Source organism: Streptomyces sp. NBC_00390, assembly GCF_036057275.1.
Classification (GTDB): Bacteria; Actinomycetota; Actinomycetes; order Streptomycetales; family Streptomycetaceae; genus Streptomyces.
Map to the genome: position 1 here is coordinate 6,096,659 of NZ_CP107945.1, position 20,135 is coordinate 6,116,793.

Annotated in this window: 17 protein-coding genes; 5 read left to right on the top strand and 12 right to left on the bottom strand. The window is 71.9% G+C overall.

Annotated features, from left to right (window positions below; translation table 11 throughout):
- The first annotated feature begins 63 nt into the window (after positions 1-63).
- A complete protein-coding gene (locus OHS70_RS26910; RefSeq protein ID WP_328401393.1) occupies positions 64-3,054 on the top strand; it encodes a bifunctional [glutamine synthetase] adenylyltransferase/[glutamine synthetase]-adenylyl-L-tyrosine phosphorylase in 2,991 nt (996 codons plus the stop codon).
- Between the two features lie 66 nt (positions 3,055-3,120).
- Here OHS70_RS26910 and OHS70_RS26915 read toward each other — a convergent pair whose 3' ends face one another.
- The 3 genes from OHS70_RS26915 to OHS70_RS26925 form a co-directional block, all read right to left on the bottom strand.
- The gene (locus tag OHS70_RS26915) at positions 3,121-4,020 is read right to left on the bottom strand and encodes a phosphatase PAP2 family protein (RefSeq protein WP_328401395.1); all 900 of its coding nucleotides are present in this window, start codon (positions 4,018-4,020) and stop codon (positions 3,121-3,123) included.
- Between the two features lie 99 nt (positions 4,021-4,119).
- A complete protein-coding gene (locus OHS70_RS26920; protein WP_328401397.1) occupies positions 4,120-5,196 on the bottom strand; it encodes a LacI family DNA-binding transcriptional regulator in 1,077 nt (358 codons plus the stop codon).
- 37 nt (positions 5,197-5,233) lie between these two features.
- Complete coding sequence (locus OHS70_RS26925; protein ID WP_328401399.1) at positions 5,234-5,752, bottom strand: GNAT family N-acetyltransferase; 519 nt, start codon at positions 5,750-5,752, stop codon at positions 5,234-5,236.
- A 39-nt stretch (positions 5,753-5,791) separates the two neighbouring features.
- Between OHS70_RS26925 and OHS70_RS26930 the strand changes: the two genes are divergently transcribed.
- Positions 5,792-6,142, top strand: a complete 351-nt coding sequence (locus tag OHS70_RS26930) for a 5-carboxymethyl-2-hydroxymuconate Delta-isomerase (protein ID WP_328401401.1) — start codon at positions 5,792-5,794, stop codon at positions 6,140-6,142.
- Here the strand turns inward: OHS70_RS26930 and OHS70_RS26935 are convergent.
- From OHS70_RS26935 to OHS70_RS26955, 5 genes are all read right to left on the bottom strand, one after another.
- Positions 6,127-6,849 (bottom strand): TetR/AcrR family transcriptional regulator, encoded by a 723-nt coding sequence (locus OHS70_RS26935; protein WP_328401403.1) that lies wholly within the window; start codon positions 6,847-6,849, stop codon positions 6,127-6,129. The genes OHS70_RS26930 and OHS70_RS26935 overlap by 16 nt on opposite strands.
- A 38-nt stretch (positions 6,850-6,887) precedes the next feature.
- A complete protein-coding gene (locus OHS70_RS26940; RefSeq protein WP_328401405.1) occupies positions 6,888-7,955 on the bottom strand; it encodes a PDR/VanB family oxidoreductase in 1,068 nt (355 codons plus the stop codon).
- Between the two features lies 1 nt (position 7,956).
- Entirely contained in the window at positions 7,957-8,841 is an 885-nt protein-coding gene (locus tag OHS70_RS26945) for a metal-dependent hydrolase (RefSeq protein ID WP_328401407.1), read from the bottom strand.
- Positions 8,842-8,939: 98 nt separating this feature from the next.
- Positions 8,940-10,901, bottom strand: coding sequence for a hypothetical protein (locus OHS70_RS26950; protein WP_328401409.1), 1,962 nt, complete (start codon positions 10,899-10,901; stop codon positions 8,940-8,942).
- 217 nt (positions 10,902-11,118) lie between these two features.
- Positions 11,119-11,925, bottom strand: a complete 807-nt coding sequence (locus tag OHS70_RS26955; RefSeq protein WP_328401411.1) for a tyrosine-protein phosphatase — start codon at positions 11,923-11,925, stop codon at positions 11,119-11,121.
- Positions 11,926-12,164: 239 nt separating this feature from the next.
- Here OHS70_RS26955 and OHS70_RS26960 point away from each other — a divergent pair, with 239 nt between their 5' ends.
- Positions 12,165-12,656, top strand: a complete 492-nt coding sequence (locus OHS70_RS26960) for a hypothetical protein (RefSeq protein ID WP_328401413.1) — start codon at positions 12,165-12,167, stop codon at positions 12,654-12,656.
- Between the two features lie 239 nt (positions 12,657-12,895).
- Here the strand turns inward: OHS70_RS26960 and OHS70_RS26965 are convergent, their stop codons facing one another.
- The 4 genes from OHS70_RS26965 to OHS70_RS26980 all read right to left on the bottom strand — a co-directional run bounded on the left by OHS70_RS26965 (position 12,896) and on the right by OHS70_RS26980 (position 17,861).
- On the bottom strand, positions 12,896-14,437 hold the full coding sequence (locus tag OHS70_RS26965; RefSeq protein WP_328401415.1) for a DUF1996 domain-containing protein: 1,542 nt from the start codon (positions 14,435-14,437) through the stop codon (positions 12,896-12,898).
- A gap of 158 nt (positions 14,438-14,595) precedes the next feature.
- Complete coding sequence (locus OHS70_RS26970) at positions 14,596-15,258, bottom strand: response regulator transcription factor (protein WP_328401417.1); 663 nt, start codon at positions 15,256-15,258, stop codon at positions 14,596-14,598.
- Positions 15,243-16,511 (bottom strand): sensor histidine kinase, encoded by a 1,269-nt coding sequence (locus tag OHS70_RS26975; protein WP_328401419.1) that lies wholly within the window; start codon positions 16,509-16,511, stop codon positions 15,243-15,245. The genes OHS70_RS26970 and OHS70_RS26975 overlap by 16 nt, the downstream gene beginning before the upstream one ends.
- Before the next feature lie 348 nt (positions 16,512-16,859).
- Positions 16,860-17,861: an NAD-dependent epimerase/dehydratase family protein gene (locus OHS70_RS26980; protein ID WP_328401421.1), complete on the bottom strand. Its 1,002-nt coding sequence runs from the start codon at positions 17,859-17,861 to the stop codon at positions 16,860-16,862.
- A 242-nt stretch (positions 17,862-18,103) separates the two neighbouring features.
- On the opposite strand from OHS70_RS26980, the gene OHS70_RS26985 reads away from it, so the two are divergent.
- Complete coding sequence (locus tag OHS70_RS26985; protein ID WP_328401423.1) at positions 18,104-18,616, top strand: hypothetical protein; 513 nt, start codon at positions 18,104-18,106, stop codon at positions 18,614-18,616.
- Positions 18,617-18,661: 45 nt separating this feature from the next.
- Positions 18,662-20,101, top strand: a complete 1,440-nt coding sequence (locus OHS70_RS26990) for a PepSY-associated TM helix domain-containing protein (RefSeq protein ID WP_328401425.1) — start codon at positions 18,662-18,664, stop codon at positions 20,099-20,101.
- Positions 20,102-20,135 lie beyond the last annotated feature (34 nt).

Below are 20,135 nucleotides of genomic sequence, written 5' to 3' on the forward strand. Positions count from 1 at the left end.
CCTTGATCGAAGAGTTCGCAGAGTTCGGGCAGTTCGGACGTTTCGGACAGAACGGAGACCGGGATGACGGGGCCGGGGCGCAGGAGCAGCACTTTCACCCGACTGCTGCGGCACGGCTTCACGGACCCCTCCGCCGCCGGGCGGCTGTTGGACCTGCCCGAGATGTCCTCCGTCCGCAGTGACCCGGTGCTCCTCGACTCCCTGGGCGCGAGCGCCGACCCCGATCTCGCCCTGCGTTCCCTCGTGCGCATGGTCGAGGCCCAGGAACCCGGCGAGCGCCGGCGACTGCTCGACACGGTCGTCACCGCGAAGCCGCTGCGGGACCGGCTGCTGGGTGTCCTCGGCGCGTCCGAGGCGCTCGGCGACCATCTGGCCCGCCACCCGCGGGACTGGCAGGCGCTGGTCACCTACGAGGCGTCCGATCTGCACCCCGGCGTCGCGGAGTTCGAACGCTGTCTCGCGGACGCCACCGACACCGTCTCGCTCCGGGTCGCCTACCGCCGCTGTCTGCTGTCCATCGCGGCGCGTGACGTGTGCGGCACAACCGATGTCGCCCAGACCGCGGCCGAGCTCGCCGACCTGGCCACCGCGACCCTGCGTGCCGCGCTCGCCATCGCCCGTGCCGCAGCCCCGCAGGACGCCGCCGCCTGCCGTCTGGCCGTGATCGCCATGGGCAAGTGCGGAGGCCACGAGCTCAACTACGTCTCCGACGTGGACGTGATCTTCGTCGGCGAGCCCGCGGACGGCGACGCGGAGGAGGCCAAGGCCCTCCAGGCGGCGACGCGGCTCGCCTCCCATCTGATGCGGATCTGCTCCGAGACCACGGTCGAGGGCACGATCTGGCCGGTGGACGCCAATCTGCGTCCCGAGGGCCGCAACGGACCGCTGGTGCGCACCCTCTCCAGCCATCTCGCCTACTACCAGCGCTGGGCCAAGACCTGGGAGTTCCAGGCGCTGCTCAAGGCCAGACCGGTGGCCGGCGACCCGGCGCTCGGCGAGGAGTACATCGAGGCGCTGGCCCCGCTGGTGTGGCAGGCCGCCGAGCGCGAGAACTTCGTGCCCGACGTACAGAAGATGCGCCGCCGCGTCGTCGACAACATCCCCGTGGCCGAGATCGAACGCGAGCTCAAGCTCGGCCCCGGCGGGCTGCGCGACGTCGAGTTCGCCGTACAGCTGCTCCAGCTCGTGCACGGCCGCAGCGACGCCACCCTGCACAGCGGCACCACCCTGGACGCGCTGGGGGCGCTCGCCTCCGGCGGGTACGTGGGCCGGGCCGACGCCGCCCAGCTGGACGACGCCTACCGGTTCCTGCGCGCCATGGAGCACCGCATCCAGCTCTACCGGCTGCGGCGTACGCATCTGGTGCCGGAGGGCGAGGCCGATCTGCGCCGCCTCGGCCGCTCCCTCGGTATGCGCACCGACCCCGTCGCCACGCTCAACAAGGAGTGGAAGCGGCACGCCTCGGTGGTGCGCAGGCTCCACGAGAAGCTCTTCTACCGGCCGCTGCTCGACGCGGTCGCCCAGCTCACGCCGGGCGAGACCCGGCTCAGCCCGAAGGCGGCCGGACAGCGTCTGGAGGCACTCGGCTACGCGGACCCGGCCGCGGCCCTGCGTCACCTGGAGGCGCTGTCCTCGGGCGTCAGCCGCAAGGCGGCGATTCAGCGCACACTGCTGCCCGTGCTGCTCGGCTGGTTCGCGGACTCCGCCGACCCGGACGCCGGACTGCTGGGCTTCCGGAAGGTCTCCGACGCGCTCGGCAAGACGCCCTGGTACCTGCGGCTGCTGCGCGACGAGGGCGCCGCCGCCGAGAACCTGGCCCGGGTGCTCTCCGCCGGCCGTCTCGCTCCCGACCTGCTGCTGCGCGCCCCGGAGGCGGTCGCCATCCTCGGCGACCCCGAAGGCCTGGCGCCCCGCGACCGCGACCATCTGGAGCAGGAGGTGCTGGCGGCCGTCGGGCGCGCGGACAGCGCCGAGGGCGCGGTCGCCGCGGCCCGCGGGGTGCGCCGCCGGGAGCTGTTCCGTACCGCCGCCGCCGATCTCATCGGCTCGTACGGCACCGAGGAGAGCCCCGCCGAGGTCGACACGGGCGCGCTGGTGGACCGGGTGGGCAAGGCGATCACCGACCTGACCGCCGCGACCATCGCGGGCGCGCTGCGGGCCGCGGTGCGCGAGCAGTGGGGCGACACGCTGCCCACCAGGTTCGCGGTCATCGGAATGGGCCGCTTCGGCGGGCACGAGCTCGGCTACGGCTCCGACGCCGATGTGCTCTTCGTCCATGAACCGCGCGACGGCGTGGACGAGCAGGAGGCGGCGAAGGCCGCGAACACAGTGGTCACCGAGATGCGCCGGCTGCTGCAGCTGCCCACCGCGGACCCGCCGCTGCTGATCGACGCCGATCTGCGGCCCGAGGGCAAGAGCGGTCCCATGGTGCGCACCCTCGCCTCGTACGAGGCCTACTACCGCCGCTGGTCGCTGGTGTGGGAGAGCCAGGCGCTGCTGCGCGCCCGCCCGATGGCCGGTGACCTGGAGCTCGCGGGCCGGTTCATCGAGCTGATCGGCCCGCTGCGCTACCCGGCCGAGGGCCTCGGCGAGGACGCGGTGCGCGAGATCCGCCGGCTGAAGGCGCGCATGGAGTCCGAGCGGCTGCCCCGGGGTGCGGACCCCACGCTGCACACGAAGCTCGGCCGTGGCGGGCTCAGCGATGTCGAGTGGACGGTCCAGCTGTTCCAGATGAACCACGGCTGGGCCGAACCGGGGCTGCGCACCACCCGCACCCGCGAGGCGCTCGCCGCCGCGCATGCCGCGGGCCTCATGGACACCGAGCACGCGCAGATCCTGGACGAGGCCTGGGTCCTCGCGACCCGGGTGCGCAACGCCGTGATGCTGGTCCGCGGCCGGGCCGGCGACACCTTCCCCTCGGACGGCCGCGAACTGGGCGCGGTGGGCCGCTACCTCGGCTACGGCCCCGGCCACGTCGGCGACATGCTCGACGACTACCGCCGCATCACACGCCGAGCGCGCGCGGTGATGGAGGAACTGTTCTACGGCGCGTAGCCCTCGAGCGGGCGGCCGGCCCCGGTGCCGTCGCCCATGGACGCGGCGGCGTCGCGGGGCCCCGGGTCAGGTCCGCGCCGCCGGCAGGAAGCGGCGGAGGCCGCCGTTCGGGTCACGGGGAAGGCTCGTAGGCTGCGCCGGCAGCTGCGGGAGCTGGTGCGGCAGTGCCCGGTACCACGCGTAGGAGACCGCGAAGCCGAACGCCAGGCAGATCATGCCGCCCACCGCGTCGAGCCAGAAGTGGTTCGCCGTGGCGACGATGACGACCAGTGTCGTCGTCGGGTACAGCGCGCCGAGGATCTTCGCCCACGGAGCGGCCGCCAGCGTGCAGATGATCAGGCCGCACCACAGCGACCATCCGATGTGCATGGAGGGCATCGCCGCGTACTGGTTCGACATGTTCTTGAAGTTGCCCGAGGCCATCGAGCCCCAGGTCTCATGGACCAGCACCGTGTCGATGAAGTGCTGCCCGTTCATCAGCCGAGGGGGTGCGAGCGGGTACAGGTAGTAACCGACCAGTGCCACACCCGTGGTGGAGAACAGGACGAGCCGGGCTGCCGCGTAGCGGCCCGGGTGCCCTCGGTAGAGCCACACCAGCACACCGATGGTCACGATGAAGTGCAGCGTGGCGTAGTAGTAATTCATCGACACGATCAGCCATGTCACCGAGTTCACGGCGTGGTTGACCGTCTGCTCCACTGCTATGCCGAGCGTCTTCTCGACGTCCCAGATCCAGTCCGCGTTGCGCAGCGCCTGGCTCTTCTGCTCCGGCACGGCGTTGCGGATGAGCGAGTACGTCCAGTAACTGACCGCGATCAAGAGGATTTCGAACCAGATCCGCGGGCGGCGCGGCGACCGGGCGGTGCGCTGCCGACTGCGCGGCGCACGCGCATCGACCTCGTCGTCCACCATGGGTGACGGGGTTGCCGTTCGGCCTTCCAGAGTCTTCACGGTCGCTTCACCCATGGGACGAGAGTCTGCCAGAAACACGGCCCACCCCAGATCATCCCGCAGTCGGGTTCGGGCCGCACTCGGTACACCTTACGGACGACTTACGTTCCCTGGTCACCGTGGGGGTGCAGAAATCCGGGCCGAGCCCGGCGCCGAAGCCGTTGAACCGCGAACCACCAGCTCCGGCATGAAGACGAACTCGCCGTGAACCGGAGCCCTCCGCTGCGCCTCGGACGTCCCGTTGCCGCCGATCTCCTCCAGCAGCGTGCGGACCGTGGCCTGGCCCATCGCGGGCACCGGTTTCCTGACCGTGGTCAGCGGTGGATCCGTGAAGGCGATCAGTGGCGAATCGTCGAAACCCACGACCGAGATGTCGTCGGGCACTTCGAGCCCGCGCTGCCGCGCCGCCCGTATCGCCCCCAGAGCCATCATGTCGCTCGCGCATACAACCGCCGTACAGCCGCGGTCCATCAGCTGCGCCGCGGCCGCCTGGCCGCCCTCCAGGGTGTACAGGGAATGTTCGATCAATTCCGTCCCGACGGTGTGCGCATCCAGCCCCAGCCGGTCCCGCACCGCCTCGACGAACCCTTCGATCTTCCGCTGCACGGGCACGAAACGCCGTGGTCCGAGCGCCAGGCCGAGCCGGGTGTGACCGAGCGAGACGAGGTGTGTGACCGCGAGATGCATCGCCCCCCGGTCGTCAGGGGAAATGAACGGCGCCTGTACCTCCGGGGAGAATCCGTCGACCAGGACGAACGGGACGCCTTGTGAACGAAGCCGGTCGTAGCGCCGCATATCGGCGGTGCTGTCGGCATGCAGCCCGGAGACGTAGATGATGCCTAAGACCCCGCGGTCCACCAGCATCTCGGTGAGCTCGTCCTCCGTGGACCCGCCCGGGGTCTGGGTCGCGAGCACCGGGGTGTAGCCCTGCCGGGTCAGCGCCTGCCCGATGACCTGGGCGAGAGCCGGAAAGATGGGGTTCTCCAGCTCCGGGGTGATCAGCCCGACCAGTCCGGCGCTGCGCCGCCGCAGCCGCACGGGCCGTTCGTAGCCGAGCACGTCGAGCGCGGCGAGTACGGACTGGCGGGTGGTCTCCGCGACCGACGGTTTCCCGTTGAGCACCCGGCTCACCGTCGCTTCGCTGACCCCCGCCTGGGCTGCGATGTCGGCCAGGCGCGCGGGAGCGGTCACAGGACCGGACTGTACCGGTCGGCGCTCGGGCTGCCCATCACACAAGGGACTTCTCGAGCAACAGCACCCCGTAACGGCTACCGTCCGCGGCCACCTTGACGGGCTGCTCGCCGACCACGCGGTACCCGGCCGCCTCGTAGTACGTCCGCAGCCGCGGGTTGCGGCTCAAGCAGTCCAGCCGCGCCAACTCCCGCCCGGAGGCGGCGATGCGCCGCTCGGCATGGGCGAGCATCGCCCGTCCCGATCCGGCCGGAGCCTTGGCCCGGTCGGTCATCAGGCGGTGCACGTAACCGGCGACCGGCGGCTGAACTCCCCAGGCGGGCTCGTCCTCCCACCACAGCTCGTACCCTCCGGCGGCCCGGCCACCGTGCCCCAGCAGCCAGACCTCACCCGCCCCGATCCGGCGGCGGAAGTGCTCCGTGTCCTTGTCGCCCGGCTTCCACTGGTCGATGCCGCCCCGCACCATCCAGCGCGCCGCGCCGTCGTGGAGGCCGACCAGCGCGGTCAGGTCGGCTTCGGTGTCCGCGGCGAGCCGGAAGGCAGAGTCGGTGATCATGGGAAGACACTACGACCGACCGGCCACCGGAGCGATGCCATGCCGCAGATCACCGTCGACTACTCGCACTCCGTGGAGTCCTCCTTCGACCGCCAGGGCTTCGCGCTCGCGCTGCACCCGCTGATCGCCAAGACCGCCGACACCCAACTCGCGGCCTGCAAAACCCGGTTCCGCCGTGTCGACGAGACCGTCGTCGCGGACGGCACGGCCCAGGCCGCCGTCGTCCACATCGCGGTGGCGCTGCTGCCGGGCCGCAGCCAGGAGGTCAAGGCGCAGCTGTCCGAGGTCGTGCTCGATCTGCTGGCCGAGTATCTGCGGCCGGCGGGCGGCGTCGCGCCGGTCGCATCGGCCGAGGTGCGGGACCTGGAGGCGTCCTACCGCAGGCGCTGAGCGGGAACTTTCACCATCGCGGGCGCCAGCGTCGTCAGCCGGCCGACGAGATCACCGAACGGTCCGTCGGCCGGCTCGTCAGCCAGGATGCCGATGAGGATGTCGGCCATCTCGTCGTCGTACGCCGCGCTGACCGCGGTCAGCGCGGCGAAGTCGTGCACCAGCTGCAACTCCAGCTCGGCGCGCGGCACCCGCCGCCCGTCCAGCCACAGCAGCGCCGTCGACTCGGCGAGCGACACCCAGGAGCGCACCACCAGCTGCAGCCGCGGGGACGGCTCCTCGATCCGCAAATGGGACAGGATCTGCCGGTACGCCGCGTGCCGGACCTCGTCGATCATCGCATTGGTGGCCGTGGAACCCACGGCGGGTCCGCCTCGCATCAATGCGGAGAACCCGGTCCCGTGTTCGTCGACGAAGTCGAAGAACCGGCCCATCACCCGCAGCAGCCGGGCCCCCAGCGGCCCCTCGTGCGGCTCGTGGAACCGAGCGGCGAGCTCCTCGGCGGCGCGGTGCAGCGCCGCCTCGTACAGGCTCTGCTTGCCGGGGAAGTAGTGATAGACCAGCGGCCGCGAGATCCCGGCGGCCGCCGCGATCTCGTCGATCGACACCTCGTCGGGGGAGCGGAGGCTGAACAGCTCCAGCGCCACTTGGATGAGCTGCTGCCTGCGCTCCTCGACGCCCATTCGTCGCCGCACCCCGGTCGTCATGCGAACACCCTACCGACTGAGCGGAAGGGCGCCGTCCTTTACAGGTCGATCACCAGCCGCCCGCCCCGGCAGCGGGAGACGCAGATCAGCATCGAGTCGTCGCGCTCCCCGTCCGTCAGGAGCTCGTCGCGGTGGTCGATCTCACCTTCCAGGACGCGCTGTTGGCAGGTGCCGCAGAAGCCCTGCTCGCAGGAGTACGGGACGTCCGGGAGCTCGGCACGGACGGCCGAGAGCACCGACCGGCCTGGCGCGACCTGAACCATCCTGCCGCTGCGGCGCAGTTCGACCTCGAACGGCACGTCGTCGCCGGGCCCGGCCGCCCCGGGGGCGAAACGCTCGAGATGCAGGGTGCAGGAGGCCGGCAGCAGCGCGGCGACCGCGTCCATCAGCGGGTCGGGTCCGCAGCAGTGGACCGCCGTGCCCGGGGCCGTACCGGCCAGAAAGGCGGCGAGGTCCGGCAGGCCCGACTCGTCCTCGGGGACCACCAGCACCCGGTCGCCGTCCGCGCCCAGCTTCGCCAGCTCGTCCACGTACGGCATCGAGGCGCGCGAGCGGCCGCCGTACAGCAGCCGCCAGTTGGCGCCGGCGGCCGCGAGTGCCCGCACCATCGGCAGGATCGGAGTGATCCCGATGCCGCCCGCGACGAACACGTACGCCTTGGAATCGGCGAGCGGGAACCGGTTGCGCGGGCCGCGGATCTCGATGTCCACGCCTTCCTGGAGCTGTTCGTGCACCTCGCGGGAGCCGCCGCGGCCGTCCTCGATCAGGCGTGCGGCGATCGTGTACGTCCCCGGCTCGGACGGGTCGCCGCACAGCGAGTACGGGCGGACCAGCCCCGAGGGCAGCACCACGTCGATGTGCGCGCCCGGCTGCCACGCGGGCAGCCCGGCGGCCTCCAGCCTGAGCTGGACGACGCCTTCGGCGGGTTCGGTGCGCTCGGTGACCAGCGCACGGAATGCGGCGTTGCGCCTCGGTGCCCGGCCGGAGACGGGTGTCGGGAGTGCCGGCAGCGGCCACAGCGGGGAGCGCCGGACACGGCGGCGCAGCGCGCGCCTGGTGAGCAGGGCGGCGCCGGCGACCAGGACGGCGGTACGCAGCCGGGGCACGTCAGCGGCCTCCGTTCGCGCCGGGTGAGGAGGCCAGATAGGCCACCGCCTGGGCCGTACTGCCCTCCTGGGAAGGGTGGTAGGCGTGGCTGAGGTACCGGGGGATCGAGCGCAGCATCGCGGGCGTGCTGGGCAGCACGCCGCGGCGGCCCGCGCGGTAGAACTGGCCGACGCTCGCGCGCCCGTCCCGCAGCGTGGGGTCGTTCTCCATGAAGAAGCGGGCGCCGCGCTGCCAGAGGAAGACCAGTGTGGAGAAGGCGATCGCCCAGGTGCGCACCCGGCGGCGGTAGCTGCCGTCCACGTGCATGAACAGCTCGAACGCGACCGAGCGGTGCTCGACCTCCTCCGCACCGTGCCAGCGCAGCATGTCCAGCATCACCGGGTCCGCGCCCCGCCGGTCCAGCTCCTCGGCGCCCAGGATCCAGTCGCCCAGGAACGCGGTGTAGTGCTCGATCGCCGCGATCAGGGCGACGCGCTCCATCAGCCACCACGTGCGCGCCCTGCCCGGTGGCAGCGTCCGGTCCCCGAGCAGCTTCTCGAACAGCCAGTCCACCTGCGCCGTGTACGGCTCCGGGTCCAGACCGAGCTCCCGAAGGTGCGGCAGCACGTCGTCGTGGGCCTGGGAGTGCACGGCCTCCTGCCCGATGAACCCGATGACGTCCTCGCGCAGCCGATCGTCCTTGATGTAGGGCAGCACCTGCTTGTAGACATGGACGAACCATCGCTCGCCCGCCGGGAGCAGTAGGTGAAGCACATTCATCGTGTGTGTCGCGAAGGGCTCTCCGGGTACCCAGTGCAACGGTGTGTCCGACCACTCGAAGGCGACCTTGCGTGCCTTGAGCGGTATCCGCTCGGTCGCGACCGGACGTGGCTGGGTATTAGACATGGTGTCAATGTACTGAGGGGTAAGGCCCGGGGCCAGAGGTGTGCGGCAGGTTCCGCCCTCCGTCCGTCCCCGGCAATGGCGAAGCCGCGGGCGCGGGTTCAGCCGAGGGCGCCGACCCGGCTCCCGTCCGGGAGGCGGCCGCTGAGCTCCGCCCGTGCTCCCGCCTTCGCACGCACCGCCAGCACCCGGCCCGCCGTCTCGCCCTCGAGCCCGCCCGAGACGGCCAGCGAGGCGAACTGTGCGCTGCCCGCCGCCAGCACGTACCACTGTCCGGCCTGCGACTTCCACAGCACCCCGGCCAGCACCCGCGGCTCGCGCACTCCGCAGGACGGCGAGTCCTCGGCGCGGGCCGCGACGGCGCCGGGTGCGCCGGGCCGTGCGGCGGGCGCCTGGAACTGGGTCATGACCCGGCTGCCCATGCCCCGCCAGGTCTCCGCGCGTGTGCACAGCCACGCCGCGGTGCCGTTCGCCTCCGGCAGCGACTGCTGGGCATACTGCCAGGAGTTCACGTCGCGCACCCCGTGGGCCCGCATGCCGGGCAGCAGACAGGCCGTACGTGCCCAGGAGGCGCGGGCCGCGGCGCCGGAGATGTCCTTCGGCGCGGCCGGCGGGCCGTAGGTGAGCCGGGCCGGGGTCAGTTCGCCGAGGTCCGTCAGCGTCCGGGCCGCGCTCCCGTCGTCGACCTCGAGCGCGTCCCAGCCCAGGCAGCCGCGGGCCTGGGCCGGGCTCGGCATCGGGGCCGTGACCCCGTCGGCGTCGCGGTCGAGCGGGCGGGCGGCGCCTGCCGGGTCGAGCAGGTCGCGTACGGCGGCCCGGCGCACCCATGGAGCGGTGACATAGCGGACATTGCCGTCGGTGCGGCCGGCCACCAGCGCGCTCGCGGACGCCGTGTCCGCGCCGTCCGTGCGTGCGAAGTCGAGCGCCGCGCCGCCCCTGTCGGCGCCCGCCGCCTCCGCGTACCGGGCCACCCGCAGCCCGTCGTACAGCAGCACCACCCGCGCCTGGTCCACCTCGCCCGCGAACAGCAGCTGCGGCGGACCCATGGGCGGCCCGGACTGGGTGCCGGGGGTGGCGGAGACCTGGACGCCGGCGCCGGGCCTCGCCCAGACCGCGAGGGCGCGGCGCAGCAGCGCGCGGTCGCCGGTGAGCGAGCCGCGGGCCGGCCAGACCGAGAAGTCGCGGCGGGCCGAGGCCTGCCACGCCGTGGCGGGGACCCGGGCCAGCTGCCCGGGGTCCAGCGCAGCCTCGGCCGCGGGGTTGCGTGCGTACGGCGGGGCGGCCGCGCCGTCCCGGCCCCAGCCGCCGCCCGGCAGACCGAGCAGCGCCCCGCACACCGCGAGCGCCAGGGCCGCCACCACGCCCGCCTTGGCGTGCTGGCGGCGGCGCATCAGATCCGTGGGCCGCACCTGGAGCGAGCAGACGTCGAACTCGGACGAGGTGAGCAGCGCCCGGGAACGGCCCCCGTCCGGGAGCCCGTCCGCGTCCGCCAGCGCCGCCGGTACGTCGTCGACCCCGGCGGCCGCCAGCACCTCCCGTACCTCGTCGTCGGCCAGCCCCTCCAGCACGCGCAGCACGAAAGCGGCCCGTGCGGGGCCGGAGAGCGCGGAGAGCCGCTGGTCCAGGGCGAGTTCGTCCGCGCCTCCGGACCGGGGGAAGACCCGCAGGCCCCACACGTGCGGCAGCAGCGGCGGGAGCTGGGCGCGCCGGGGCCTCGCGAGGCGCCGCAGCGGCAGTCCGGCCTCCAGCGCCTGGCGCAGCACCCGGCTCCGTACGAACGCGTAGCCGGGCCCGGCGGCGGTGCCCGTGGCGCCGCGCGGACGCGGGACGGCCGCCGGCCCGGCGGCCGCACGGCCGCGCGGCAGCGAGCGCTGGGCGATGGCGTGCGCGGTCAGCACCCGCCGGTTGCGGCCGAGCGACGGCGGCAGCACGAGGTAGGCGATCCGTACGAGCCGGGGGTAGTGCTCGATCAGCGCCGCCTCGGCCTGTTCGACCTCGACGGGGCCGGGGGCGGGTGGGGCCGCGGACGGGGCAGGGGTGTTGAGGACATCCTGTGGGCGCACGTTCAGCAGAACGAGCGAATCGCCCTGCGGTCACCAAGTGGTCTTCCACGGACCGTGGTTGGCACCGCGCACGTGCGGTCCGCGCCCGGCGTTCCGCCCGCCGGCAGCCACCGTCCCGGCCCGGCACGCGCTGATCACGGGGCCGCTGCACCGATGGCTGCGCTCGGGGGCCGCCGTGCCTGCCGACAGCACCGCCGACGCCCCCGGCGCACGTTCATCAGGGCGCCGCTGCGCCGATGAGGCGTGCGCGGATACGCGCCATCGCCTGCGCCGGGACGCCCAGTCCCTCGCGCACGTACTTCTCCATGGAGCCGTAGCGCGCATCGACCTCGTCCAGCGCCGCGGCCAGATAGTCCGGGACCACTCCGACGATCGACAGTGCGGTGTCCGGGTCCCCGCCCTGTGCGGTGAAGCCCTCCACCATCGGCGCGAAGGCCTGCCGGACCGCCCTGTTGACCGACAGATACTCCGCCTCGACCGTCTCCGGCGTCGCGCCGAGCAGGGTGAGCACGATCGTCGCGGCCCAGCCCGTACGGTCCTTGCCCGCCGTGCAGTGGAACAGCAGCGGCCCGACGTCGGGCTCGGCGAGTTCGTTGAGGAACGCCCGGTAGGCGGCCCGCGCCGAGTCCGCGGTGACGAAGGAGCGGTAGATGTCGCTGAACAGCGTGCGCGCCCGGCCGCCGCCCAGCTCCTGCTCGGTGGCGGCCGGATCGCCCAGCAGCTGCCGCAGCCGGGCGGCCGGCGGCATGCGGCCCGACGTCACCTGGTCGGCCAGCACATCCGCGAGGAGCAGCCGCCCGCCCTCCGGGATCCGGTCCGGGCGGGCGCTGCGCTCCTCCCGGGTGCGGAAGTCGACGACCGTACGCACCCCGAGTGCGGCGACGGCCGGGTCGGCCACGGTGTCCAGGCGGTCGAGCTGCCCGGAGCGGAAGAGCAGCCCGTGGCGTACGGACCCGCCGTCGGCCAGGGGCGTGCCGCCGAGGTCCCTGAGATTGGCGACGGTGGTGGCGGGGATCGCGTTCATGGCGCGGCGGCTCCCTGACGGCTCGGACTGCCTGTGGGGTCACATGGAGTGATATCTAAGCAATTCTCCGGTTGTGTCCTGTCTTGTAGGCCACGGTAGCCGACGACCGCGGCACCGGCCGTGACCGACCACCGGGCCGCAGCTCCCTGCGCGTTGCGGGGTGTGACCGCCGGTGTGCGGAGCGCGCGATACCCGGGGTTCTGTCGCGCGAAGCGGGGGAGGGAGGGCACCATGGCCGGATGCGGACGAGTACGGGAATCAGCACGTGGCAGGCGGCGCGGACAGGACTGGCGGTTGTGGTCCTGGCCCTGACGGCGGCCTGCAGTTCGGGTGGCGACAAGGACGGGCAGGGCGCGGACGGCAAGGAACCGAAGACGGCGACGGGCACGCTGGAGCAGCTGGCCGAACAGGCCACGTGCAAGCCGAACATACAGACGGACGCTGCCGAGCTGCGGCAGGCGAACTGCAAGACGGCCGACGGCGCGTACATCCTGACGACCTTCTCCACCGACCGCGGCCAGCGCGAGTGGATCAACGAGGCCAACGACTACGGCGGCGTGTATCTCGTCGGCCGCAAGTGGGTCGCCTCCGGGGACAAGAAGGCGATCACGGCTCTGCGTGGCCGGCTGGGCGGCACGGTGGAGACCGGCACCCAGCATCAGTCCGGCGGCCATGACGGCAGCGGTGGCACCGGTGAGGGCCACGAAGGGCACGAGGGGCACAAGGGCTGAACGGACAAGTCCACGGGAGAGGGCCGGGGTTCGGGACCGGCCCTCTCCCGCGTCCGGCAAGTTCCAGGCGGGCAGTCACGGCCGTACAGCCGCGATCGGGCCGGCCCGCTTCCTTCGGGCCGACCCGATCGCTCCGGTCGTTTGCGCTCTTCGCTTGGTTTGTCCCGTTGTGCTGAATGGTTCTGACTGCTGATGACTGACTGGCGTGTCCTGCTATGTCGTCTCCGGCGACAGCGGGACTAGCGGCACCTTTGGCCGGTGTTGATGCAGTTCACCACCTTCCCCATGAGGTTGTCGTCGAAGACGTTGATGAAGTCGCCGTGGTCGGTGACCGGCTTGTGCAGCTGCTCGGGGAAGGAGTCGACCGCGAAGACCGAGGTGTTCTCGCCGTCGAAGACCGGCGGCGGCACGTCGTAGACGATCCGCTGCACCAGCTGCGGGATGGCCTGGAAGCCGTTCGGGCAGTTGCCGTTCTGGTCGGCGAAGGCCACGTGCGTGCGGTGGTTGGCACTGTCGATGTTCTGACCGTCCCAGCAGCTCTGGAACTTGAAGCTACGGACCACCTGGCTGCCCTCGGGGCAGATCGGGTACTTGTCCTTCAGCTGGCGGTTCTCGAATCCGGTGCAGCTCCAGGAGGCATTGGCATTCGCGTTCCCGTTGACGAAGGCCTTGGCGTCACCGGTGATGATCCGCAGGAAGCGGGGCATCGCGGTGACCTTGCCGACCGGGCTTCCCACGAAGTTCAGCGTGACCTGGGAAGGCGTCTGGATCTCGCCGACGTTCTGGTCCTTGCCGCCGCCGTCCGCCTCCGCGTCGTTCTCGTTCTGGCCGTTCTGCAGACGCAGCACGGGCCAGTAGTACGTCGACTTGTCCCCCTGGTTGTTGCAGGTGGTCTGGCCGCCTGCCAGGTCGTCGTCGCTCGCGAACGCGTCATTGGCCTGGTTGCCGACATAGTCGTGCATGTGGTGCGCGCCGTTGCTGACGCCCGGGGCGACGATCACATTGTCAGGGTTGAACTTGCCGTTCGCGTTGACACCGCACTTCGTGGAGAAGGTGCCGCGGGAGGCGTTACGAAGCTTGCGGGGGTTCTGGACATTCGGCTGCACCGACTCGATGTCGACGAAGTCGCCGGCCTCGGGGCCGTTGCCCGCCTGGCCCTGACCCTGGTCCTGGCCGTCACCCTGGTCCTGGCCCTGGTCCTGGCCGTCACCCTGGTCCTGGTCCTGGCCCTGGTCCTGGCCGTCACCCTGGTCCTGACCTTGATCCTGGCCGTCACCCTGGTCCTGGTCCTGGCCGTTGTCGTTCTCGTCGGCGCGCAGCGTGCACGGTGCCATGGACTCAAGGCCCTGCGGGCGCTCGGCGCCGCGGTCGATCATCGCGACGATCCGCTGGATGATCACCAGCCGCTCGTTCTTCAGCGGCGTCAGAAGCTGGTTCTGGGCGAAGGAGCGATCGCTCTGGACACGCTCCTTGTTGTCGGCGAACCGCTGGTACGCCGTGGTGATCTGGGTGTCCAGCGTGGCCAGTTCACGGTCGACCGACTGCCGTTCCTGCTGGGGAACCTGCGGAATCGCATTGCCGACATCGGGGCAGTCGATCGTGGACACCGACTGTGCCGTGTTCTTGACCTGGTTGTCGCTGGGGCTGCGGCCGTACCAGCCTTCGCCGGCTGAGGCGTAGAAATTGGCGGCTATCAGACCACCCCCGCCCAGAATCAGGGCAGCCGAAGCGGCGATCGCCCGGTTGGCCAGCGTTGAGCGTTTTCTCGAATTGCGTCCCATGGAACTCCAATCCCGGGGGAGGGAAGTAGCGCGTCGTTCCATACGGGCCGGGTGTGGGCCGTGTTCAGTCGTGCAGCGAAATCGTAGAAATCTCCAGCGCCAAAAGGTGCATCCTGCCGGTTACCGTGAGTTCGGTCTGTGGTGCCGTTGGCGTACCGTCAGTCACCCGCCGTACGGCCGTGGTCGAGATACGCCAGCACGGCCAGCACCCTGCGGTTGTCGTCGTCCGACACCGGAAGGTCCAGCTTCCCGAAGATGTTCGACGTGTGCTTGGCCACCGCACGCTCCGTGACCACCAGTTGGGTCGCGATCGCCGCGTTCGAACGGCCCTGGGCCACCAGCTCCATGACCTCCAGCTCGCGCGGGGTCAGCCCGGCCATCGGCGTGTCCTTCGAACGCCGCGACAGCAGCTGGGAGATCACCTGCGGATCCATCGCCGTACCGCCGGCCGCCACCCGCCGTACCGCGTCGACGAACTGCTCGGCGTCGAAGACCCGGTCCTTGAGCAGATAGCCGACCCCGCCGTTCCCGTCGGCCAGCAACTCCCGTGCGTACAGCTGCTCCACATGCTGCGACAGGACCAGCACCGGCAGCCCCGGCCGTGCCCGGCGCGCCGCCAGCGCGCACTGCAGCCCCTCGTCCGTGTGCGACGGCGGGAGCCGGACGTCGACGACGGCCACGTCCGGTTCCAACTCGGCGAGCGCCTTGGTGAGTTCCGGCCCGGTCTCGACGGCGGCCAGGATCTCGAAGCCGAAGGCCTCGAGCAGACGGACCAGGCCGTCCCGCAGCAGGAACAGATCTTCGGCTAGAACAACACGCAAGGGATCTCCATGGTGACCATGGTGGGACCGCCCGCAGGGCTGCTGACGGCCAGGACACCGTCGAATGTACCCAGCCGCCGTTCTATGCCGCGCAGACCGGAACCGGCCCCGACCGCCGCGCCGCCCTTGCCGTTGTCCGTCACCGCGATACGCAGCGAGCCGTCCGTGTGCGCGATGTCGACCCACACCCGGTCCGCTCCCGAGTGCTTGACCGCGTTCGTGAGCGACTCGCTCACCGCGAAGTACGCCGCCGACTCCACCGGCGCCTCCGCGCGCCCGGCCAGGTCCACGCCCACCTCGGCCGCAACCGGCAGCCGCAGCGCCAGCGCCTTGACCGCGTCGCCCAGACCCCGCTCGGCGAGCACCGGCGGGTGGATACCGCGCACCAGGTCGCGCAGCTCGGTCAGCGCTTCGGCGGAGGACTCGCGAGCCTTGGAGATGAGCTCCTTCGCCTTGGCCGGGTCCGTCTCGATCAGCGCCTCGACGGTGCCGAGGTTCATCCCCATCGCCACCAGCCGGGCCTGCGCGCCGTCGTGCAGATCCCGCTCGATACGGCGCAGTTCGGCGGCCGACGAGTCCAGGGCGTCGTGCCGGGTCTCGGTGAGCCGGCCGATGCGCTGCTCCAGCTCCTCCTCGCGGTTCGGGGTGAGAAGGGTGCCGGCCAGCCGGAAGTGGGTGCGCACCAGGTACGGGTTGACGTGGAACGCGAGGATCAGCCACGCGACTCCGAGCAGCGCGGCCTGCCCAGCCGTGCCCCGGCTGTCGACCGGCACGAACGAGTACCAGTACGTGCCGTCGGCCTCGACGATCGGCTGCCACACGCCCGCGAGGAGCACGAACCCGAAGATGCCGTCCAGGATCATCGCCGGCGGCAGGATCGCCACGATCGCGCCCCCGGTCATGTCCGCCAGCAGCCACCGCATGTCCCGCCAGGTCGCCGGGTCCTTCAGCATCAGCGCGCAGCGCTCGACCTGGCCGGTGATGCCGGAGCGCAGATCCCGGGGAAAGGGGCGGTGATTCGCGGGGATGCGTACGCCCGACCACCGCGCCGCCAGCAGTCGGCGGCGGCCGGTATGGGCCCGCACCAGGGCCAGGGCGTGGGGGGTGGTGAACACACCCACACCCACGGTGATCAGCGCGATCGAGACCACTGCCAGGACGAAGACCGTGACCGATCCGATCAGTGCCAGCAAGGTCAGCGCCAACCCCTGAGCCCCGGCCACCACCGCGTCGCGTGCCTTCGTCGCCTTCATCGTCTTCCCCTCGCCGTCCGGTTCCGGGAACCAGTGTCGCCGGAGCCGGCGCCCGCAGGCACTGGTCTTTGACACCGGACAGGGGTGTACCTGACACCACCTCAACCGCCGTTGCAGGAAGGGTGTGCACGAGAGCGGCGCGGTCGCGGGTGCGGTGCTCGGGCCCGTCCTCTCCCGGCCGAAGCAGTTCGCCTTCGCCTCGCTCGCGGTGCTGCCGGCGCCGGCGGCGCACCCGGTGAGTGCCGCTGGCCTTCGGTGCCTCCTCTGTTCGAGGAGCGGGTGGTGAGCGGACCCGTCGCGGCGGCCCGGCAGCCGGGCCGCCGCGACGGGTCGAGGGGGTGTCCGGCCTCACCCGCCCAGGATCTTCGCCTCCACCTCGGGCGACAGACCCAGCACCGGCCGGTCCGGGCGCTGCGGTGCCGCCCCGCCGATCGACTCCAGCCACGCCCAGGTGTCGGCCACCGTCTCCCCGGCCGGCCGGCACCTCAGCCCCGCCCCGAGCGCCCGCGCCACGTCCAGGCCGTACACCGCGGCGTACAGCTCCGGCAGTTCGTCCTGCGGGACCCAGATCGGCAGATCCGTCCACGACTCGACGCCCGCCGCCAGCACCGACTCCGCAGGCGTCCAGCGCAGCTCGGCCGACGAGCCCGTGGCTCGTACGCACGCCTCCAGCAGCTCCCCGATCGTCGTATGGCGCGCCTCGCTCGCCAGGTTGTACGGGCCGCTCAGCCCGTGCTCCGCCGCGTGCAGGATCCACTCGGCCAGATCGCGCACGTCGATGAACTGCACCGGCAGGTCCCGCGGACCCGGGGCCAGGACCGGACCGCCGCGTGCGATCCGGTTCAGCCACCACGGCAGCCGGCCGATGTTCTCCCGCGGACCGAGGATCAGGCCCGCGCGCACCAGCAGCGAGCGCTCCTCGCCGAAGGCGTCGAGCACGGCCAGTTCACCGCCGCGCTTGGCCTGCGGATACGGCACATCGACCGCGTCCGGTGAACCGTCCACCACCGGGGTTCCCTCGTCATAGCCGGCGGACCGCGGCCAGGTGTACACCGAGCAGCTCGACACATAGACATAGCGACCGGTCCGCCCGGCCAGCGCCCGTGCCGCGTCCCGCACCGCGGCCGGCGCCGCCGACCAGGTGTCGACGACCACGTCCCACCCGGCCGCTGTGTCCGCGAGGGCGGCGAGGCCGCCCTCGTCCGTACGGTCTCCGAGCAGTTCGGTCACGCCGTCCGGCGCGGTGTGCCGCCCCCGGTGGAAGACCGTCACCTCCCACCCCCGGGCCAGCGCCGCCTCGGCGACCGCGTGGCCGGCGAACTCCGTCCCACCAAGAATCAGAAGTCTCATGAGGCCGACTGTGCACGGCCCTCACCTGGCACGACCAGTGATTCCGCTGCGAGGAGAACGATCTGCCGGCAGAACGATCAGGAACGGCCCCTCTCCCCGTACCCACGGTACGGATGGCAGCATGTGAGCTCATGACGGATGCCCGGTCGCCCCTGCGCGCCTTTCGGGCCGCGCTTTTCGCGGCCGTGGCTGTCCTTTTGGCGGCTGTGGGGCATTCGTCCCTGTCTGCGCATGACATACCTGTGCCCGCGCTGCTCACCGCATTCGCGGTGACCGCCGCCGCCGGCTGGCTCGCGGCCGGCCGGCGCCGCGGGGTCCGCTCCCTCGGGTCGGGACTCTTCGCCGTGCAGGGCGTCCTGCATCTGCTGTTCACGACCGGGCGCTGGCCGGCCCCGCAGCACGAGGCCGCCCACCATCAACACGACGGCACCGATGCCCTGACCGCGGGCATCACCGCGGACGCCGGCATGATCGCCGTCCACGTCCTCGCCGCCGTCGGCTGCGCCCTGTGGCTCGCCCACGGCGAGAGGGCGTTCCTCAAGCTCGCGTACGCCGTCGCCGCGGCCGCCTTCACCCCGGTGCGCCTGTTGCTCGGGGCCGTCCTGCTGCCCGGGCCCGCGACGTACCGTGCGCCGCGCCCCCTCTCGCCCGCCCCGCGCCCGCTGCACGGGGTCGTCCTCGCGCACACCCTCGTGCGGCGGGGTCCGCCCGCGCTCCGCGTCCCCCGCATCACGGCCCCCGGAGCAGCCGTCTGACCTGGGGCCGCCTCCCCATGTCAACGCCGACTCCCTAGGACCACCATGTCCATCGACGTCCCCAGCAAGGGCACCGAACCTGCGGACGGGACCGGTACCGCCACCGGCGGCGCCGCACCCGAGACCACCAAGGCCGGTCTGTGGAGCGCCCTGCGCCCCCTCGTACTCCGCCTCCACTTCTACGCGGGACTGCTGATCGCCCCGCTCCTTCTGGCCGCCGCCGTCAGCGGCTTCCTCTACGCGCTCTCCCATCAGGCCGAGAAGCTCGTCTACAGCCGTGAGCTGCAGGTCCCGACGGGCGAGAGTTCCGTCCCCCTCTCGGCCCAGGTCGAGGCCGCCCGCACCGCCCACCCCGAGGGCGAGGTGACCGCCGTGTGGCCCTCCCACGAGGACGGCGCGACCACCCGTGTCCTGATGACCACCCCCGAGGTCGAGGAGGGTGAGTCCCTCGCCGTCTTCGTCAACCCCTACACCGGGGAGATACGCGGCGAGCTGGTCGACTCCTTCGGGGCTCTTCCGCTGCGGGCCTGGCTCAGCGGACTCCACTCCAACCTGCACATGGGCGACTTCGGGCGCAACTACAGCGAGATGGCGGCCAGCTGGCTGTGGGTCGTCGCACTCGGCGGTCTGCTGCTGTGGCTGGGCCGCAGACGGCGCTCCAAGCGTGAGCTGATCCTTCCCGAGCGCGGCGCCACGGGCCGCCGCAAGACCCTGACCCGGCACGGCGCGGTCGGCGTGTGGGCGGTCGCGGGACTGCTCGTGCTCTCCGCGACGGGTCTGACCTGGTCCAAGTACGCGGGCGAGAACATCGACACGCTCCAGACGCAGCTCGGCGGCGCGACCCCGTCCGTGGCGGCCGAACTCTCGCCGGGCGGCGGCGAGGGCGACGGACACGAGGGCCACGGCGGTGGCGGTGACTCCGTCGCCCAGCAGGGCCCGGACGTCGGCATCGACAAGGTGGTCGAGGCGGCGGCCGCCAAGGGCGTCGAGGGGCAGATCTCGGTCATCCTGCCCGCCGACGGCAGCGGCTATGTCGTCAAGGAGACCGACAAGCAGTTCCCGGTCCATCTCGACTCGGTCGCCGTCCATCCGGCCGACGGCAAGGTCATGGACGAGCTCAGGTTCGCCGACTACCCGCTGCTCGCCAAGCTGACCCGGTTCGGGATCGACGTCCACATGGGCGTGACGTTCGGCCTCGCCAACCAGCTCGCCCTGGCCGCTCTCGCCCTCGCGTTGATCCTGCTCATCGTCTGGGGCTACCGCATGTGGTGGCTGCGCAGGCCGACGAAGGAGCGCAAGCTGAGCGCGGGCCGGCCCATGCCGCGCGGCGCCTGGCGCAAGCTGCCGGCGACGGCGCTGCTTCCGGTCGCCGCGGTCACCGTCGTGGTGGGCTGGTTCATCCCGATGCTCGGCATCAGCCTGCTGGCGTTCCTCGTGATCGACATCGCGCTGGGCGTGACGGCGAAGGCACGCGCCAAGGCATAGCCGGAAGGGCCATCGGGCCTGGTCCCGGATCCGC

Coding starts and splice junctions, on each gene's coding strand:
- OHS70_RS26975 (WP_328401419.1), bottom strand. CDS start 16,511: ATGAAGGCGACGAAGGCACGCGACGCGGTGGTGGCCGGGGCTCAGGGG.
- OHS70_RS26925 (WP_328401399.1), bottom strand. CDS start 5,752: ATGATCACCGACTCTGCCTTCCGGCTCGCCGCGGACACCGAAGCCGAC.
- OHS70_RS26990 (WP_328401425.1), top strand. CDS start 18,662: ATGTCCATCGACGTCCCCAGCAAGGGCACCGAACCTGCGGACGGGACC.
- OHS70_RS26980 (WP_328401421.1), bottom strand. CDS start 17,861: ATGAGACTTCTGATTCTTGGTGGGACGGAGTTCGCCGGCCACGCGGTC.
- OHS70_RS26945 (WP_328401407.1), bottom strand. CDS start 8,841: ATGTCTAATACCCAGCCACGTCCGGTCGCGACCGAGCGGATACCGCTC.
- OHS70_RS26965 (WP_328401415.1), bottom strand. CDS start 14,437: ATGGGACGCAATTCGAGAAAACGCTCAACGCTGGCCAACCGGGCGATC.
- OHS70_RS26955 (WP_328401411.1), bottom strand. CDS start 11,925: ATGAACGCGATCCCCGCCACCACCGTCGCCAATCTCAGGGACCTCGGC.
- OHS70_RS26915 (WP_328401395.1), bottom strand. CDS start 4,020: ATGGGTGAAGCGACCGTGAAGACTCTGGAAGGCCGAACGGCAACCCCG.
- OHS70_RS26910 (WP_328401393.1), top strand. CDS start 64: ATGACGGGGCCGGGGCGCAGGAGCAGCACTTTCACCCGACTGCTGCGG.
- OHS70_RS26960 (WP_328401413.1), top strand. CDS start 12,165: ATGCGGACGAGTACGGGAATCAGCACGTGGCAGGCGGCGCGGACAGGA.
- OHS70_RS26930 (WP_328401401.1), top strand. CDS start 5,792: ATGCCGCAGATCACCGTCGACTACTCGCACTCCGTGGAGTCCTCCTTC.
- OHS70_RS26935 (WP_328401403.1), bottom strand. CDS start 6,849: ATGACGACCGGGGTGCGGCGACGAATGGGCGTCGAGGAGCGCAGGCAG.